We start from the raw sequence: 16,396 nt of genomic DNA, 5'->3' as shown, positions 1-16,396 counted from the left end.
CCTTCGAGACTAGACCCGCACACATCACCGATTTACCGACACCCGGGCCGGAAAAAGGAAGCGGGGCCCGGCCGCTTCACCACGAAGCGACCGGGCCCCACACATCCGTACCGACCGTCAGGTCGTCGACCGGCGGCGTCTCGCACCCGGACGCCGCTCACTCGGCCGGGTCACCGGGTCACCGGCCTCCTTCGCCGCGTCCCGGCGCTGCGCGCCGAAGTCCGCCAGCGCCTGCGCCAGCTTGTGCACCGACGGCTCGGGGGACAGGACGTCGACCCGCAGGCCGTGCTCCTCGGCGGTCTTCGCCGTGGCGGGACCGATACACGCGATCACCGTGACGTTGTGCGGCTTGCCGGCGATACCGACCAGGTTGCGGACGGTCGAGGACGAGGTGAAGAGCACCGCGTCGAAACCGCCGCCCTTGATCGCCTCACGGGTGTCGGCCGGCGGCGGCGAGGCACGGACCGTGCGGTACGCGGTGACGTCGTCGACCTCCCAGCCGAGCTCGATGAGCCCGGCCACCAGGGTCTCCGTGGCGATGTCCGCGCGCGGCAGGAACACCCGGTCGATCGGGTCGAAGACCGGGTCGTACGGCGGCCAGTCCTCCAGCAGACCGGCGGCGGACTGCTCCCCGGACGGCACGAGGTCCGGCTTCACACCGAAGTCGATCAGCGCGGCGGCCGTCTGCTCACCGACGGCCGCGACCTTGATCCCGGCGAAGGCACGGGCGTCGAGCCCGTACTCCTCGAACTTCTCCCGCACGGCCTTGACCGCGTTCACCGAGGTGAAGGCGATCCACTCGTACCGGCCCGTGACCAGACCCTTGACCGCCCGCTCCATCTGCTGGGGCGTCCGCGGCGGCTCGACGGCGATCGTCGGGACCTCGTGCGGCACCGCACCGTAGGAGCGCAGCTGGTCGGAGAGCGACGCCGACTGCTCCTTCGTACGCGGCACGAGCACCTTCCAGCCGAACAGCGGCTTGGACTCGAACCACGACAGCTGGTCACGCTGGGCGGCAGAGCTGCGCTCCCCGACCACGGCTATGACGGACCGGTGCCCGTCCGGCGACGGGAGGACCTTGGCCTGCTTCAGGACCTGGGCGATCGTCCCGAGCGTCGCCGTCCAGGTGCGCTGGCGCGTCGTCGTACCCGCGATCGTCACCGTCAGCGGGGTGTCGGGCTTGCGGCCCGCCGAGACCAGCTCACCGGCGGCCGCGGCCACCGAGTCGAGCGACGTGGACACGACGGCCGTCGCGTCGCTCGCGCCGATCTCCGCCCAGCAGCGGTCCGAGGCGGTACGCGCGTCGACGAAGCGCACATCGGCGCCCTGGGCGTCACGCAGCGGCACACCGGCGTACGCCGGTACACCGACGGCGTTCGCGATGCCGGGGATGACCTCGAAGGGCACACCGGCGGCGGCGCAGGCGAGCATCTCCGCGCCCGTGTCGCCGTCCAGGCCGGGGTCCCCCGTGACGGCACGGACCACCCGCCTGCCACCCTTGACCGCCTCCATGACAAGATTGGCGGCGTCCCTGAGAACGGGTACTCCGGCGGCTGTTGACGACATGTCAACAACCGTCACCTCAGGCGTGCTTACCCCTGCCCGCGCATGGCAGCGGACGACGTCGAGAACGTCGGGCTCGGCCACAAGAACGTCCGCGCTCGCGAGCGCCTCGACGGCGCGCAGAGTCAGCAGTCCCGGGTCGCCGGGACCGGCGCCGAGGAAGGTGACGTGCCCTGAGGACAGGACAGGGAAGTCGGATACGACGGGGCCGGTGGGGCTCAAAGTGCTCGCTCCCCCATAAGACCGGCCGCACCCTTGGCGAGCATCTCGGACGCGAGTTCGCGTCCGAGGGCCACCGCGTCGTCGTGCGACGTGGGAACGGGACCGGTGATGGACAGCTGCACCAGGGAAGTACCGTCGGTGGAACCGACGACACCGCGCAGGCGCAGTTCGTTGACAGTCTGACCGTCGGCCAGGAGGTCGGCCAGCGCACCCACAGGTGCGGAGCAGCCGGCCTCCAGGGCGGCGAGCAGGGCGCGCTCGGCGGTCACGGCGACCCGGGTGTACGGGTCGTCGAGCTCGGCGAGCGCTGCGGCGAGGTCGGCGCTGGTCGCAGCGCACTCGATCGCCAGTGCTCCCTGGCCGGGAGCGGGCAGGACGGTGTCGACCGACAGGAAATCGGTCACTTCACCGGTCCGGCCGAGACGGCTGAGCCCGGCGGCGGCGAGTACCACCGCGTCCAGCTCGCCGCTGCGTACGAAACCGATACGGGTATCGACGTTGCCCCGGATCGGCACGATCTCCGTGTCGAGTCCGTGCGACCGGGCGTACGAGTTGAGCTGCGCCATGCGGCGCGCCGAACCGGTGCCTATGCGGGCGCCGGACGGAAGCTGTTCGAAGGTCAGCCCGTCCCGGGCCACCAGTACGTCGCGCGGGTCCTCGCGCTGCGGTACGGCGGCCAGGACGAGGCCCTCGGGCTGTGCGGTCGGGAGGTCCTTGAGCGAGTGGACCGCGAAGTCCACCTCGCCGCTCAGCAGCGCCTCGCGCAGCGCGGCGACGAACACGCCGGTCCCGCCGATCTGCGAGAGCTGCTCGCGGGATACGTCCCCGTACGTGGTGATCTCGACGAGCTCGACGGCGCGCCCGGTCACCTCGCGGACCGCGTCGGCGACCATGCCGGACTGCGCCATGGCCAGCTTGCTGCGCCGGGTGCCGAGCCGGAGCGGCTTCGTGGTCTCCCCGCCCAGGGGTGAGTTGTCGGTCATGACCGCCCTCTATTCGGGTCGTTCAGGTCTGCCCGGGAGACGGCGGCCACCGTCTGCGGGTCGAGGTCGAAGAGTTCCCGCAGCGCGTCCGCGTACCCGGCGCCGCCGGGCTCGCTGGCGAGCTGCTTGACCCGCACGGTGGGCGCGTGCAGGAGCTTGTCGACGACGCGGCGCACGGTCTGCGTGATCTCGGCGCGCTGTTTCTCGTCCAGGTCGGGGAGGCGTCCGTCGAGCCGCGCGATCTCGCCGGCCACCACATCGGCGGCCATGGTGCGCAGGGCGACGACGGTCGGCGTGATGTGGGCGGCACGCTGCGCGGCGCCGAAGGCGGCGACCTCGTCCGCGACGAGGGTGCGCACCTGGTCCACATCGGCGGCCATCGGGGCGTCCGCGGACGCCTCGGCCAGCGACTCGATGTCGACGAGGCGCACACCGTCGATGCGGTGGGCCGCTCCGTCGATGTCACGGGGCATGGCGAGGTCGAGCAGGTGGAGCCGGGCGGGGCCACCGGAGCGGGCCTGCGCGGGCACGCGCACCACTGCCTGCGAGGCCGCGGTGGCGGAACCGTTCTCCACCCACGCGGCGTGCTGGTCCAGCGGGTCGGACGCGGCGGCGGGAGCCGTGGACGGCTTCTCCGCGATGTCGAAGTCGACGCCGAGCGCCTCGGCGACCGCCTCAGCGGTCAGGACGAGCCCGGTCGCGCCGGTACAGGAGACGACGACGTCTGCACGTGTCAGTTCGTCCGCCACGGCGGCCATCTCCACCGCGCGGGCCGTGACCTGGCCGCCCTGGCCGAGGATCTCGGCGAGCCGGTCGGCACGGGCCCGGGTCCGGTTGGCGACGACGATCTCGGCGACTCCGGCACGGGCCAGGGTGGCGGCGGCGAGCGAGGACATCGAGCCCGCGCCGATCACCAGCGCGCGCTTGCCCCCGGCCCACCGGGTGACCTCGGTGCCGTCCGCGAGCTGCTCCAGACCGAAGGTGACGAGCGACTGCCCGGCCCGGTCGATCCCGGTCTCGCTGTGGGCGCGCTTGCCGACCCGCAGGGACTGCTGGAAGAGGTCGTTCAGCAGGCGTCCGGCGGTGTGCAGGTCCTGCCCCAGCGCGAGCGCGTCCTTGATCTGGCCGAGGATCTGGCCCTCGCCCACAACCATCGAGTCCAGTCCGCAGGCCACCGAGAAGAGGTGGTGGACCGCGCGGTCCTCGTAGTGCACGTAGAGATAAGGGGTGAGCTCGTCCAGGCCGACCCCGCTGTGCTGCGCGAGCAGCGTGGAGAGCTCGGCGACACCCGCGTGGAACTTGTCCACGTCCGCGTACAGCTCGATGCGGTTGCAGGTGGCCAGCACGGCGCCCTCGGTCGCGGGTTCCGCGGCGAGGGTGTCCTGCAGCAGCTTCGTCTGGGCCTCGGGCGCCAGCGACGCCCGCTCCAGCACGGAGACGGGGGCGCTGCGGTGGCTCAGTCCTACGACCAGGAGGCTCATGCCGGCATCACGGCGGGCATGTCCCCGTCGGGTCCCTTCCGGTTCACGGGGGTGGCGCGCATGGGCGGCGCCTGGTCCTCGTCGGGGTCCTCGACCGCCGTGCCGTCGGCCGCGGCTTCCTCGCCGGCCTTGCGCTGCTCGTGGAAGGCGAGGATCTGCAGCTCGATCGAGAGGTCGACCTTGCGCACGTCCACACCGTCGGGCACGGAGAGCACCGTCGGGGCGAAGTTGAGGATGGAGGTCACACCGGCGGCCACGAGTCGGTCGCAGACCTGCTGGGCCGCTCCGGGCGGGGTGGTGATGACGCCGATGGACACACCGTTGTCGCTGATGATCCGGTCCAGGTCGTCGGTGTGCTGGACGGCGATCCCGGCGACGGGCGTACCCGCCATGGCGGGATCCGCGTCGATCAGGGCCGCGACCCGGAAACCGCGGGAGGCGAAGCCGCCGTAGTTGGCGAGCGCGGCGCCGAGGTTACCGATGCCGACGATGGCGACCGGCCAGTCCTGGGTGAGGCCGAGTTCGCGGGAGATCTGGTAGACGAGATACTCGACGTCGTACCCGACACCACGCGTGCCGTAGGAACCCAGGTAGCTGAAGTCCTTGCGCAGCTTGGCGGAGTTGACCCCCGCCGCCGCGGCGAGTTCCTCGGAGGAGACCGTGGGGACCGAGCGCTCGGAGAGCGCCGTCAGTGCGCGTAGATACAGCGGAAGCCGGGCGACGGTGGCCTCGGGAATTCCTCGGCTACGGGTCGCCGGTCGGTGAGTTCGGCCAGTTGCCACGGTGCTCCTGCGGGATGAGCGGGGCTGCAGGCGGCCGTATGTCCAAGGACCGCCCCGTCGACAGCAGGCTATGTCTTTGTGAACGCGTGCACAAAGATAGTGTCCGTTTTGTCCGGTCAAAGTGACCGGGGTCACGCATATTCCATGCGGGATCCCGGAACCCGGGACCGCATAGGCCCGTTGCAGGCCCGAAAGGGGCACAGCGGTACACACTCCTCATGTCCACGCCCCCGAGACCACTCAAAACGCCCACGATGTTAACCGGGTTTCACCGAGTGAGCCCCCTCACGTACCCAGGGCCGTGCGCAGCCTCGCCGGGTCCACCCGCCAGAACGTGTGCTGTTCGTCATCGATCAGGACCACCGGGATCTGCTCCCAGTACTCCTTGTACAGCTCCTCGTCCCGCGTGATGTCCTTCTCCACCCAGGACGCGCCGGTCTCCTCACAGACCGCGCGCACCACCAGTCTGGCGTCGTCGCACAGGTGGCAGCCGGGCTTCCCCACGAGGGTCACGACCCGGTCGGCGGGCTTCTTCTTCGCGCGACGCAGCAAGGCACTCATACCCTCATTCTGCGCCCCTCAGGGCGTCACCCGATTAACACGCCGGCCCCGGAGAGTTCACACCGACGCATCCCGCCGGGTCGGGAACGGCCGAACAGAATCGCTATGGTTACGGCATGGCCGCTCTTGGATGGCTCACACCCCGCAGGCGCCCCGCGACAGCACGGAGCGTGCTGGCAGGCGAGGCCGCCGCCGAGGCCGCGCGGAAGTCGGCGCTTCCCGCCGACGAGTCCTCTCTTCCCGCCGACGCCGTCGAGCTGCTCACCGCCGCCGAGAGCGCGGGTGAGCCCGCGTTCCCCGTGGCGGGGGACGACCGGGCCGCCGCCTTCTTCGACCTCGACAACACCGTGATGCAGGGCGCCGCGATCTTCCACTTCGGCCGGGGCCTGTACAAGCGGAAGTTCTTCCAGCGCCGCGAGCTGACCCGGTTCGCCTGGCAGCAGGCGTGGTTCCGGCTGGCCGGTGTCGAGGATCCCGAACACATGCAGGACGCCCGCGACAGCGCGCTGTCCATCGTCAAGGGCCACCGTGTCGCCGAGCTGATGTCCATCGGCGAGGAGATCTACGACGAGTACATGGCCGACCGCATCTGGCCCGGCACCCGCGCCCTGGCGCAGGCCCACCTCGACGCGGGCCAGAAGGTCTGGCTGGTCACCGCCGCACCGGTGGAGACCGCCACGATCATCGCCCGCCGCCTGGGGCTGACCGGCGCGCTGGGCACGGTCGCCGAATCCGTCGACGGCGTCTACACCGGCCGCCTGGTCGGCGAACCCCTGCACGGCCCGGCGAAGGCCGAGGCGGTACGCGCGCTGGCGGCGGCGGAGGGCCTCGACCTGGAGCGCTGCGCGGCGTACAGCGACTCGCACAACGACATCCCGATGCTGTCGCTGGTCGGCCACCCGTACGCGGTCAACCCGGACACCAAGCTGCGCAAGCACGCCCGCGCCCTGGACTGGCGGCTGCGCGACTACCGCACCGGCCGCAAGGCGGCCAAGGTCGGCATCCCGGCCGCGGCGGGCGTCGGCGCCCTGGCCGGCGGCACCGCCGCTGCGGTCGCCCTCCACCGCCGCCGCCGCTGACCCCGCGGCACCCCCGAACGGCCCGTTCCGGCGCGCCGGGCAGCCGTGTGCCGCGCCGCCCCGCGCGCGTCCACCCGCTACGGCCCGGACGCCCCGCCCCGCCCCGGAGCAGCCGGACACCTCCCGGGCCACGCCCGGGGACGTACCGCCGATCGGGACGGCCCCGGCCGCCCCGCCACCCAGCGCTCCGGCCAGTCGCGTTACGTACCGACGAGCACAACCCGTCGCCTCCGCAGACAGATCCCGAAGTAATTCGATCAATAAGCGGTCACGATGTGCCACTGGAACCGTCACTTAGAGGTTATGAAAGCGACGTAATCGGCGATTTGAGCAACTGGGTGTAGCACGGCCTGTACGAAGCGTTATTCTCCTCAGACGCATCAGGAACCCGTTACCCGCTACCACGAGTGACGGTTTTCGAACTGCACGTGATGGAAGCTCTGCCTCTGGGAGTCCCGTGTACCCACACGTCGGGGTTGACACCTCGGGCCTGGCTACGCTGCGCGCAACGGTCCTCGACCACTTGCGCGGCTTCGTCCCCACCGCGTACGCCGTACCCGCATTTGCCACCCCTGTACCTGCCGGCCCTTGTTATGCGCTGGCCGAACGCAGCGCGGCGGTCGGAAGACGCAGCAGCCGCAGCGCCACGACCACGTCAGCCGTTCGCCGGCCGACAGCCGACAGCGACAGCGCGCGCATGATGGATCTCGTCGAGCGCGCACAAGCCGGTGAGGCCGAGGCCTTCGGCCGCCTGTACGACCAGTACAGCGACACCGTGTACCGGTACATCTACTACCGCGTGGGAGGGAAGGCGACAGCGGAGGACCTCACCAGCGAGACCTTCCTCCGTGCGCTCCGCCGCATCTCCACCTTCACCTGGCAGGGCCGCGACTTCGGCGCCTGGCTGGTCACCATCGCCCGGAATCTGGTCGCCGACCACTTCAAGTCCAGCCGCTTCCGGCTGGAAGTGACCACCGGCGAGATGCTGGACGCCAACGAGGTCGCGCGCAGTCCCGAGGACTCCGTCCTGGAGTCCCTCTCCAACGCCGCGCTCCTCCAGGCCGTGCGCCGGCTCAATCCACAACAGCAGGAGTGCGTCACCCTGAGATTCCTGCAGGGCCTCTCGGTAGCCGAGACCGCCCGCGTCATGGGCAAGAACGAGGGCGCGATCAAGACCTTGCAGTACCGCGCCGTCCGGACGCTCGCCCGGCTCCTGCCCGACGACGCCCGCTGACGCCCGCCACCACCCGCACCGCCCACCGACGTCACCGGTCGTGACGTGTTCGTGACACACTGTCGGATCATCGGTCGTCCGTAACCCAACTGCCGCGCCACTCGTTGTGCCGGATGCAGGCCCCCTGTCGCCCCACCTGACCGCATTCACACTCGCTCGATCGTGTGGAAACGCGTCCGGTGGGCAACCTTCCGGACCCTCAGGGGAGTCGACCGTCATGACGAGAGGAGGTGCCGCCAGTGATCGCAAACGTTTCGGCACACCGGCGGGCGAACGCCTTCGCCCAGGCCCTGGAGGAGCAGTCGCCCCAGGGTGCGGCGGCCGTACAGCCCGAGGAACAGGCCGAACAGGCCGACCACGGAACGCTGTCGGCCTTGGCGAACGGCCTCGGTGAGCTACCGAAGCCGCAATTGGATCCCGAGGTCAAAGTGGTGCAACGAGCGCAGCTCGTCGCGGCCATGGAGACCATGTTCGCCGAAGGCGGTGTGTCCACGGGCCCTACGGTGCCCGAACAACGGAGCAAGGGGGCCCACAGGGCTTCCCCGCTCCGGAAATTGCGCCCACGCTCCCGCTGGGCGAAGGGCCTCACCGCGGGCGGACTCACGGTCGGTGTGGCCGCGGGAGCCTTCGGCGGAGTGGCCGCTGCCAGTTCCGACGCCCTGCCGGGTGATTCCCTGTACGGGCTCAAGCGCGGCATGGAGGACATCAGCCTCGGCATGGCCAACGGCGACGCCGACCGGGGCGAGGTCTACCTCGACCAGGCGTCGACCCGGCTCAGCGAAGCCCGTCGCCTGATGGAGCGGGACCGCGCCGGCGAGCTCGACCACGAGTCGCTCGGCGAGGTCAGGCGCGCGCTCAACGGCATGACACACGACGCCACCGAGGGCCACCGCCTGCTCCACGCCGCCTATCAGCGGGACGGCTCCCTGGCGCCGATCCAGACCCTGGACTCCTTCTCGCGCTCGCACCGCGCGAGCTGGAGCAGCCTGCGTGACCGGCTGCCCGTCCAGCTGACCGACATCGGTGACAAGGTCAGTTCCGTCTTCGACGCCATGGACCAGGAAGTCGCCCCGCTGCAGTCCCTGTTCCCCCGCACCCCGGGCACCGGCGGGGGCGCGAAGCGGTCCGGTTCCGCCCACGAGGGCAACGGCCCTTCCGGCACGGACGAGGCGGCGCCCTCGGCGTCGCAGGCTCCGGGCTCCGGCGCGGACGGCAGCACCGCGCCGAAGCCGTCTTCCTCCAGCAGCACGGCCGACGGCCTCCTCGGCGGCGGTACGGACGGTCTGCTGGACGACCTCCCGACGGACGGCACCACGCCGTCCGCCCCGGGCGGCGGTGCCCCGGGCGCGTCCCCGGCGCCGGACGTGACCCTGCCTCCGCTGCTTCCCGGGCTGCTTCCCGGCCTCGGTATCGACAGCGAGGACGTGGAGCCGTAGCCGAAGCACGTGTGGGGGGGCCGTCGCGTTCGGGCGGCACCCTCCACACGTGCGCCCCTCACGTGCCTGATCAGGCGCGGAGGGTCATCGGAAGGTTCATCGGAGGGTTCAGAAGAAGACCGACCGCCGCTGCACCAGCAGCTTGTACAGCGTGTGCTGGATCTGCTCCCGCACCTGGTCCGTCAGGTTGAACATCAGCATCGGGTCCTCCGCCGCCTCCGGCGGGTACCCGTCCGTCGGGATCGGCTCCCCGAACTGGATGGTCCACTTCGTCGGGAGCGGCACCGCGCCCAGCGGGCCCAGCCACGGGAACGTCGGCGTGATCGGGAAGTACGGGATGCCCAGGACCCGCGCCAATGTCTTCGAGTTGCCGATCATCGGGTAGATCTCCTCGGCGCCCACGATCGAGCACGGCACGATCGGCACCCCGGCCCGCAGCGCCGTCGACACGAACCCGCCCCGTCCGAAGCGCTGCAGCTTGTACCGCTCGCCGAACGGCTTGCCGATGCCCTTGAAGCCCTCCGGCATCACCCCGACGACCTCGCCGCGCTCCAGCAGCCGCTCGGCGTCCTCGGCGCACGCCAGTGTGTGTCCGGCCTTCCTGGCCAGCTCGTTGACCACCGGGAGCATGAAGACCAGATCGGCCGCGAGCAGCCGCAGGTGGCGCTCGGCCGGGTGGTTGTCGTGCACCGCGACCTGGAGCATCAGTCCGTCCAGCGGGAGGGTCCCGGAGTGGTTGGCGACGATGAGCGCCCCGCCGTCGGACGGGATGTTCTCGATGCCCTTCACCTCGACCCGGAAGTACGTGTCCGCGAGCGGGCGCAGCAGCGTCATGAGGACCTGGTCGGTCAGCTCCTTGTCGTAGCCGAACTCGTCGACCTCGTAGTCGCCCGTGACCCGCCGCCGCAGGAACGCCAGCCCGCCCGCGATCCGCCGCTCCCAGCCGCCGCCCCCGGAGTCCTCCTGCGGCTCCTGGGGCTGCGTGGCCCCCTGGGCCGCCTCCAGGGGCACCTGCCCGCCCGGGAGGGCGCTCACGGGCGCCGTACCGGCCGCTGCGGGCCCCTGGCCCCGGCCGCCGCCCGGCAGCAAGCCTCTGCGCCGCGCCGCGCCGGAGCGCGGACGGTCGTCGTCGAACGGGATCACCTTGGCGTCCGCCATCGTCGGTCGCGCTCCTCTACCTGGCGCCGTCAGTCGAATGTGTCGCACCGGTCCGGCCCCGGCCGGGTCCCCCGGCGAGCGGCAGTTCCGCCACGCGGCCGATCGCCCGGCTCACGGTCTCCGGCGGCAGCAGGCCCGGCCCTCTCGCCTTCACGAACTCCTCGAAGGTCTCGGCCGTGGTGAACCGCGGCCGGAAGCCCAGCGTCTCGCGCATCTGCACGGTCGAGACGACCCTGCCGTGGGTGAGGAGCCGGACCTGCTCCGGGGAGAAGTCGGTCATGCCGATCGTACGGAGGGCCGAGCCCACCCAGGTGACGGCGGGCAGCGGCACCGGGACGGTCGGCCGGCCCAGTCTCCGCGAGCACTGCGAGAGCAGCAGGACGCCGTCTCCCGCGATGTTGAAGGTGCCGCTGTTCAGCGTGCCGCGCCGCGGTTCCCCGGCGGCGATCTCCAGGACGTCGACGACGTCGTCCTCGTGGACGAACTGCAGCCTGGGGTCGTAGCCGAAGACCGTCGGCAGGACCGGCAGGGACAGGTATTCGGCGAGCGGCGAATCGGGCTCCGGGCCCAGGATGTTCGCGAACCGCAGCACGCACACGGCCACGTCCGGCCTGCGGCGCGCGAAGCCGCGTACGTACCCCTCGACCTCCACCGCGTCCTTGGCGAAGCCGCCGCTGGGCAGGGACTTGGGCGGGGTCGTCTCGGTGAAGACCGCGGGGTCGCGGGGCGCGGAGCCGTACACGCTCGTACTGGACTTGATCACGAGCCGCTGGACGGTCGGGGACTTCTGGCAGGCCCCGAGCAGTTGCAGCGTGCCGATGACGTTGGTCTCCTTGACCGTCGTCCGGCCGCCGGCGCCGAGCGCCTTGCCGGAGACGTCCAGATGGACGACCGTGTCGACGGAGTGCTCGGCGAGGACCCTGGCGATCGCGGGCTGCCGGATGTCCGTCGGCACGAAGACGGCGTCCCCCAGCTGATGGGTGGGCGCGACCGCGTCGACGGCGATGACCCGGTCGACACCGGGGTCGCGCTGGACGCGGCGCACGAAGCGACCGCCGAGCTGCCGGGCCGCGCCTGTGACGAGCACGATCTTCCCCAAGATCAGCGCCTTCCGTCGTTCGTCGAGCGGGGTCTTCCCCTGGCCGTCACCGTAGTCCCTGGACGTCGCCCTGTGACGACCCCATGGCGTGCTTTACCGAACCGATGGCCGGAAAGGGCGAAGCCGGACACACCGAAGCCCTCCCGCCAGGTCTGGCGGGAGGGCTTCGGATGCACGAACCGCGTTCGCCTACTTCTTGTTGCGACGCTGAACGCGCGTGCGCTTGAGCAGCTTGCGGTGCTTCTTCTTGGCCATCCGCTTGCGCCGCTTCTTAATGACAGAGCCCACGACTACCCTCGCTCACTTCTTCTTCACTGGTGCGGGGCGTCTGGGCCCACACGACCTACGTCGGCCTAGCCTACCCGCCACTGGGTGAGGGGCGTAATCCGAGGGCAACGTCAGGCCGACTCCACCCCCACGAAGGACTCGCGGAGATACTCGTGAACCGCTTGCTCCGGGACCCGGAAGGACCTTCCCACCCGGATCGCCGGCAGATGACCACTGTGCACCAATCGGTACACGGTCATCTTCGACACCCTCATGACCGAGGCGACTTCCGCCACGGTCAGAAACTTGACCTCGTTGAGAGGCCTCTCGCTGCCAGCAGCCATGACCCACCTGTACCTTCCGCACGAGACGCGCACCGGCTTCCCCTCCGGTGACTCTTCGTCGTTGTGCGCTCACTCCCCAGATTAGGGGCGGGTGATGCGAGTGGGGAAGAGGTGAGACGATCGGCCGCCTACTGTGACAGACACGCCCGATTGAGTACATAGCGAGTGAGCGGCCGGTAGTGATCTGACCGCACGGCGTCATCAAGCGGAACGGCGACGGACACCAGCCCCTCGGCCTCGCCCACGAACAGCGCGGGATCGTCCGTGTCGGCCAGACCGATGGCCTCGATGCCCAGCTGACCTGCACCGCAGACCCATCCGTGGTCCCCGATCACCAGCTCCGGCAGCACCCCTCCGGCCTCCGCCGCCTCCTCCAGAACAGCCCGGACCGGCAGCGGCGAATGGCAGTGCGCGCCGGGCTCACTCCCGGAACCCCGCACGCCCGGTTCGCGCACCAGCGCGACCCGTTGTACGTAGTCGAGGTGGTACGTGCGTACGCCGAACCGGGTCGTTATGTCGACACAGCGGCCCCGCGCGGGGGTGAGCACCGCGCACCCGGCCGCCGACATGGCGTCTGCCAGCCCGGCGTAGAACCCGAGCAGCCGATGCGGATGACCGGTCCCGAACAGAACCGGAGCCCTTCTCTCGGCGGCACCCGCGAGCCGTTCCGCGAAGGCGCACAGACCTGCCAGGGTTCGCTCAGGATCGATCGCATCCTGACCTGACACGTAATCAGGATCGGCCGAGACCCCGCATTTGTCGGCCATCAGGCGCAGCAGATCACGCTCGCCCCAGCTCTGTTCGGGATCGAGGCCCAGCAGCACGCGCGGGTCTCTCGCGGCGAAGAGCCGGTAACTCCGCAGGCTGGTCTCCCGCGCCGTGGCCACGGGTCCGGCCAGCCGGGCCGCCAGCAGATGAGCGCGCAGCGCTCCGGTGCTCAACACCCTCCCGATGCTCCCGCACCGGGACCGTCCTGGGACCGGAACCCGCATACCGCCCCACCGTTGGCGTAACCCTCGCTCAGGCCAGCAGCCCGCGCAACGGGAACGCCGCACGCCTGGCCGCCACCACCGCCTGGTCCAGCCGGTCCGCCGGGTCGTACCCGTCCTCCCACGACTTCCACGACGGCGTACGACCGTCCGTCATCCGGGCCGGCCCCAACTGCCGTGTCCGGGCGTAGACCTCGTCCCGCCACGACGACGGGACGACCGACTCCGGGTCCACCGGCGCGTGGGCCGCGATCCCCACCAGATGGGTCCAGGAGCGCGGCACCACGTCGACCACCGCGTAACCGCCGCCGCCCAGCGCCACCCAGCGCCCGCCCTCCACGTACTCGTGGGCGAGCTCGTGACACGACGCCATGACCGCCCGCTGCGCGTCCAGGGACACGGCGAGATGGGCCAGCGGGTCCTCGAAGTGCGTATCGGCCCCGTGCTGCGTGACCAGCACCTGCGGCCGGAAGTCGGCCAGGAGCTCCGGGACCACGGCGTGGAACGCCCGCAGCCAACCCGCGTCACCCGTACCGGCCGGCAGTGCCACGTTCACCGCACTGCCCTCGCCCGCACCGGAACCGGTCTCCTCGGGCCATCCGGTCTGCGGGAACAGGGTGCGCGGATGCTCGTGCACCGACACGGTCAGCACCCGTGGGTCCTCCCAGAACGCCGTCTGCACCCCGTCCCCGTGGTGCACGTCCACATCGACGTACGCGACGCGCTCGGCCCCCAGTTCCAGCAGCCGGGCGATGGCGAGCGCCGGGTCGTTGTAGACGCAGAAGCCGGCGGCACCTCCGGGCATCGCGTGGTGCAGCCCGCCAGTGAAATTCACGGCGTGCGCGGTCTCCCCGCGCCACACGGCCTCGGCGGCCCCCACGGACAGCCCCGCGATGAGCGCGGACGCCTCGTGCATGCCGGGGAACGCGGGGTCGTCGACGGTCCCGATGCCGTACGCCTGGTCGGCGGCCCGGGGATCCGCCGACGCGGCCCGTACGGCGGCCACGTAGTCCTCCCGGTGCACCAGCCGCAGCGTGGACTGCCCCGCGGCCTTCGCCGACCGTACGTCCACCGCCCCGTCGAGCCCGAAGGCCCGCACCAGCCCCATCGTCAGGGCAAGCCTGACCGGGTCCATGGGATGACTGGCTCCGAAGTCGTATCCCGTTACTGCGTCATCCCACATCAGCCGCGCGCGCCCGCTCATGCCCGACACCGTATCGGGCGGGCTCCGGGTCGAACGACCGGGCGTACACCAGCGTCGCGAGAACCAGCATCATGGGGACGAGCATCGCGCCCCGGTAGCTCCAGGCGTCCCCGAGCGCCCCCACGAGCGGCGACCCGACGAGGAACCCCACGTAGTTGAAGACGTTCAGCCGGGCCACGGCCACATCGCTCGCCCCGGGGAACATCCGGCCGGCGGCGGCGAACGTCTGCGGCACGATCACGCAGAGCCCCAGCCCCAGCAGGGTGAACCCGAGCATCCCCCACCAGGCCCCGGGCGCCATGGCCACCACCCCGAAGCCCGCCGCGGCCAGCACGCTCCCGCCCCGCACTACGGCCACCGCCCCGAACCGCCGCACCCCGAGGTCCCCGACGGCCCGCCCCAGCAGGGTCGTCACCATGTAGACGTTGTACGGAACGGTCGCCAGCTGCTCCGAACCGCCCAGCACGTCCTGCAGGTACTTCGCACTCCAGTTCGAGACCGTCGAGTCCCCGATATAGGCGAACGCCATCACCAGGCAGAGCGGCATCAGCAGCTTGAACGGCACGGACGCGCCGGTGCCCGGCACCGCGCCCTCCCCACCGGTCTTCGTCGTGACCGCTGCCCCGGCCCTCCCGTCCGCGTACCACCGGCTCCCGAGGAGAGCCACGGGCAGCAGGAGGGCCACGACCGGCAGATAGGACACGAACAGCGACAGGTCCCAGTGCGCTCCCGCCCAGGCCAGTGACGCCCCGGCGATACCGCCCAGGCTGAACGCGGCGTGGAACCCGAGCATGATGCTGCGGCCGTACGCCCGCTGCAGGCTGACGCCCATCATGTTCATGGAGGCGTCCAGCGCGCCGACGCCCAGGCCGAAGGCGCCGAGCGCGAGGGCGACCTGCCACACCTCGTTGCCCGCGCCCACGCCGAGCAGCGCCAGCAGCACGACGGGCTGCGCCCACCGGAGCACGGTCGCGGGCCGTACCCGTGCGACCACCTTCTCGGTGGCCACACTGGCGACCCCCGCCAGGACAGGCACGGCGGCCAGGAAGGCGGGCAGCAGCCCGTCGGATATCCCGTACCGGTCCTGAATGGCGGGGATGCGCGTCACGAGCAGGGCGAAGGTCACCCCTTGCACCAGGAAGCTGAGGGCCAGTGAGGCTCTGCCGTACCGCAACCGCGCATCCGTCATGGCCGCGAGCGTAGAGCCAGGAGCTACCCCTGGGTAGATCGATCAGGCCAGCAGTTTGGGGAGCTGCGACATGTCGGAGAAGTGCCCGGTGACGCCGGTGAGCCGGTCCGCCGGCATCATCGAGGTGAATCCGTACACGTCCATCCCGGCGGCGCGGGCCGCTTCGACGCCGAGCGGGCTGTCCTCGATGACGACACACCGTTCGGGGGCGACGCCCATCCGTTCGGCGGCGTGGAGGAACAGGTCCGGTGCCGGCTTCCCCCGCCCGACGTCCTCGGAGCTGAAGATCCACTCCTCCTCGAACCACTGGTCGAGCCCGGTGTTCCGGTGCCCGGCCGCGATCTTCTGGTGGCTTCCGGACGAGGCCACGCAGTACGCGATCCCGTCGGCGACGAGCCCGCCCAGCAGCTCGTCCACGCCTTCCACCGCGGCCAGTCGCTCCCGCTGGAACGCGGTGAGGGTCCGCCGGTGGAGCTCCTCGTCGAAGTCCACGGGGAGTTTCTGGCCGGTCCGCTCCTCGACGAGGTCGTGGATGCGGTGGACGGCGGCCCCCATGTAGTCGCGGAGGGACTCCTCGTACGAGGTGGGGTGGCCGAGCTCGGTGAGGTAGCCGGCGAGGACGGTGTTGGAGATCGGCTCACTGTCGACGAGCACACCATCGTTGTCGAAGATGACCAGTTCGTAGCGCATGGTCCGACCCTAGACGCTCAGAACGCAGAAAAGCCCCGTGCCACAAGGGCACGGGGCTTTCCCGGAATAATTGTTCGGCGGCGTCCTACTCTCCCACAGGGTCCCCCCTGCAGTA

16 protein-coding genes are annotated in these 16,396 nt (G+C 70.9%); 3 read left to right on the top strand and 13 right to left on the bottom strand.

Features of this window, described 5'->3' with window-relative positions:
* Nucleotides 1-117 precede the first annotated feature (117 nt).
* The 5 genes from ACFWVP_RS26270 to ACFWVP_RS26250 form a co-directional block, all read right to left on the bottom strand.
* Nucleotides 118-1,785: a uroporphyrinogen-III synthase gene (locus ACFWVP_RS26270; protein WP_384500251.1), complete on the bottom strand. Its 1,668-nt coding sequence runs from the start codon at nt 1,783-1,785 to the stop codon at nt 118-120.
* Nucleotides 1,782-2,768 carry a hydroxymethylbilane synthase gene (gene hemC / locus ACFWVP_RS26265; protein ID WP_384500249.1) on the bottom strand — a complete coding sequence of 329 codons (987 nt, stop codon included), beginning with the start codon at nt 2,766-2,768 and terminating at the stop codon, nt 1,782-1,784. Before hemC ends, ACFWVP_RS26270 begins: the two co-directional genes overlap by 4 nt.
* Nucleotides 2,765-4,249 (bottom strand): glutamyl-tRNA reductase, encoded by a 1,485-nt coding sequence (locus ACFWVP_RS26260; RefSeq protein ID WP_384500247.1) that lies wholly within the window; start codon nt 4,247-4,249, stop codon nt 2,765-2,767. The genes hemC and ACFWVP_RS26260 overlap by 4 nt, the downstream gene beginning before the upstream one ends.
* The gene (locus ACFWVP_RS26255) at nt 4,246-5,031 is read right to left on the bottom strand and encodes a redox-sensing transcriptional repressor Rex (RefSeq protein ID WP_384500246.1); all 786 of its coding nucleotides are present in this window, start codon (nt 5,029-5,031) and stop codon (nt 4,246-4,248) included. The genes ACFWVP_RS26260 and ACFWVP_RS26255 overlap by 4 nt, the downstream gene beginning before the upstream one ends.
* Before the next feature lie 285 nt (nt 5,032-5,316).
* A complete protein-coding gene (locus ACFWVP_RS26250; protein ID WP_384500245.1) occupies nt 5,317-5,592 on the bottom strand; it encodes a glutaredoxin family protein in 276 nt (91 codons plus the stop codon).
* A 116-nt stretch (nt 5,593-5,708) separates the two neighbouring features.
* Here ACFWVP_RS26250 and ACFWVP_RS26245 point away from each other — a divergent pair, with 116 nt between their 5' ends.
* The 3 genes from ACFWVP_RS26245 (at nt 5,709) to ACFWVP_RS26235 (ending at nt 9,341) form a co-directional block, all read left to right on the top strand.
* Nucleotides 5,709-6,671: an HAD family hydrolase gene (locus tag ACFWVP_RS26245; RefSeq protein ID WP_384500244.1), complete on the top strand. Its 963-nt coding sequence runs from the start codon at nt 5,709-5,711 to the stop codon at nt 6,669-6,671.
* 457 nt (nt 6,672-7,128) lie between these two features.
* Nucleotides 7,129-7,905, top strand: coding sequence for an ECF subfamily RNA polymerase sigma factor, BldN family (locus ACFWVP_RS26240; RefSeq protein WP_384500242.1), 777 nt, complete (start codon nt 7,129-7,131; stop codon nt 7,903-7,905).
* Between the two features lie 239 nt (nt 7,906-8,144).
* Nucleotides 8,145-9,341, top strand: a complete 1,197-nt coding sequence (locus ACFWVP_RS26235; RefSeq protein ID WP_384500240.1) for a DUF5667 domain-containing protein — start codon at nt 8,145-8,147, stop codon at nt 9,339-9,341.
* Nucleotides 9,342-9,449: 108 nt separating this feature from the next.
* Here ACFWVP_RS26235 and ACFWVP_RS26230 read toward each other — a convergent pair whose 3' ends face one another.
* From ACFWVP_RS26230 to ACFWVP_RS26195, 8 genes are all read right to left on the bottom strand, one after another.
* Complete coding sequence (locus ACFWVP_RS26230) at nt 9,450-10,499, bottom strand: lysophospholipid acyltransferase family protein (RefSeq protein WP_384500239.1); 1,050 nt, start codon at nt 10,497-10,499, stop codon at nt 9,450-9,452.
* A 16-nt stretch (nt 10,500-10,515) separates the two neighbouring features.
* Entirely contained in the window at nt 10,516-11,598 is a 1,083-nt protein-coding gene (locus tag ACFWVP_RS26225) for an NAD-dependent epimerase/dehydratase family protein (protein ID WP_384500237.1), read from the bottom strand.
* A 189-nt stretch (nt 11,599-11,787) separates the two neighbouring features.
* The gene (locus ACFWVP_RS26220; RefSeq protein WP_003948845.1) at nt 11,788-11,886 is read right to left on the bottom strand and encodes a 30S ribosomal protein bS22; all 99 of its coding nucleotides are present in this window, start codon (nt 11,884-11,886) and stop codon (nt 11,788-11,790) included.
* Between the two features lie 110 nt (nt 11,887-11,996).
* Complete coding sequence (locus ACFWVP_RS26215) at nt 11,997-12,209, bottom strand: helix-turn-helix domain-containing protein (RefSeq protein WP_014046653.1); 213 nt, start codon at nt 12,207-12,209, stop codon at nt 11,997-11,999.
* Nucleotides 12,210-12,337: 128 nt separating this feature from the next.
* On the bottom strand, nt 12,338-13,153 hold the full coding sequence (locus tag ACFWVP_RS26210) for a phosphatase (protein WP_384500236.1): 816 nt from the start codon (nt 13,151-13,153) through the stop codon (nt 12,338-12,340).
* Nucleotides 13,154-13,229: 76 nt separating this feature from the next.
* Nucleotides 13,230-14,402 carry an acetoin utilization protein AcuC gene (locus tag ACFWVP_RS26205; protein WP_384500235.1) on the bottom strand — a complete coding sequence of 391 codons (1,173 nt, stop codon included), beginning with the start codon at nt 14,400-14,402 and terminating at the stop codon, nt 13,230-13,232.
* Nucleotides 14,371-15,591: an MFS transporter gene (locus ACFWVP_RS26200; protein WP_384500234.1), complete on the bottom strand. Its 1,221-nt coding sequence runs from the start codon at nt 15,589-15,591 to the stop codon at nt 14,371-14,373. The genes ACFWVP_RS26205 and ACFWVP_RS26200 overlap by 32 nt, the downstream gene beginning before the upstream one ends.
* Before the next feature lie 42 nt (nt 15,592-15,633).
* Nucleotides 15,634-16,281: an HAD family hydrolase gene (locus tag ACFWVP_RS26195; RefSeq protein ID WP_384500233.1), complete on the bottom strand. Its 648-nt coding sequence runs from the start codon at nt 16,279-16,281 to the stop codon at nt 15,634-15,636.
* Nucleotides 16,282-16,396 lie beyond the last annotated feature (115 nt).

It is taken from the genome of Streptomyces sp. NPDC058637 (genome assembly GCF_042717325.1).
Lineage (GTDB): Bacteria > Actinomycetota > Actinomycetes > Streptomycetales > Streptomycetaceae > Streptomyces.
This window is presented reverse-complemented; position numbering and strand designations above follow the sequence as displayed.

Excerpts from the sequence above, each read along its gene's own strand:
- ACFWVP_RS26260 (WP_384500247.1), bottom strand. The coding sequence starts at position 4,249 with ATGAGCCTCCTGGTCGTAGGACTGAGCCACCGCAGCGCCCCCGTCTCC.
- ACFWVP_RS26195 (WP_384500233.1), bottom strand. The coding sequence starts at position 16,281 with ATGCGCTACGAACTGGTCATCTTCGACAACGATGGTGTGCTCGTCGAC.
- hemC (WP_384500249.1), bottom strand. The coding sequence starts at position 2,768 with ATGACCGACAACTCACCCCTGGGCGGGGAGACCACGAAGCCGCTCCGG.
- ACFWVP_RS26215 (WP_014046653.1), bottom strand. The coding sequence starts at position 12,209 with ATGGCTGCTGGCAGCGAGAGGCCTCTCAACGAGGTCAAGTTTCTGACC.
- ACFWVP_RS26205 (WP_384500235.1), bottom strand. The coding sequence starts at position 14,402 with ATGAGCGGGCGCGCGCGGCTGATGTGGGATGACGCAGTAACGGGATAC.
- ACFWVP_RS26200 (WP_384500234.1), bottom strand. The coding sequence starts at position 15,591 with ATGACGGATGCGCGGTTGCGGTACGGCAGAGCCTCACTGGCCCTCAGC.
- ACFWVP_RS26250 (WP_384500245.1), bottom strand. The coding sequence starts at position 5,592 with ATGAGTGCCTTGCTGCGTCGCGCGAAGAAGAAGCCCGCCGACCGGGTC.
- ACFWVP_RS26245 (WP_384500244.1), top strand. The coding sequence starts at position 5,709 with ATGGCCGCTCTTGGATGGCTCACACCCCGCAGGCGCCCCGCGACAGCA.
- ACFWVP_RS26230 (WP_384500239.1), bottom strand. The coding sequence starts at position 10,499 with ATGGCGGACGCCAAGGTGATCCCGTTCGACGACGACCGTCCGCGCTCC.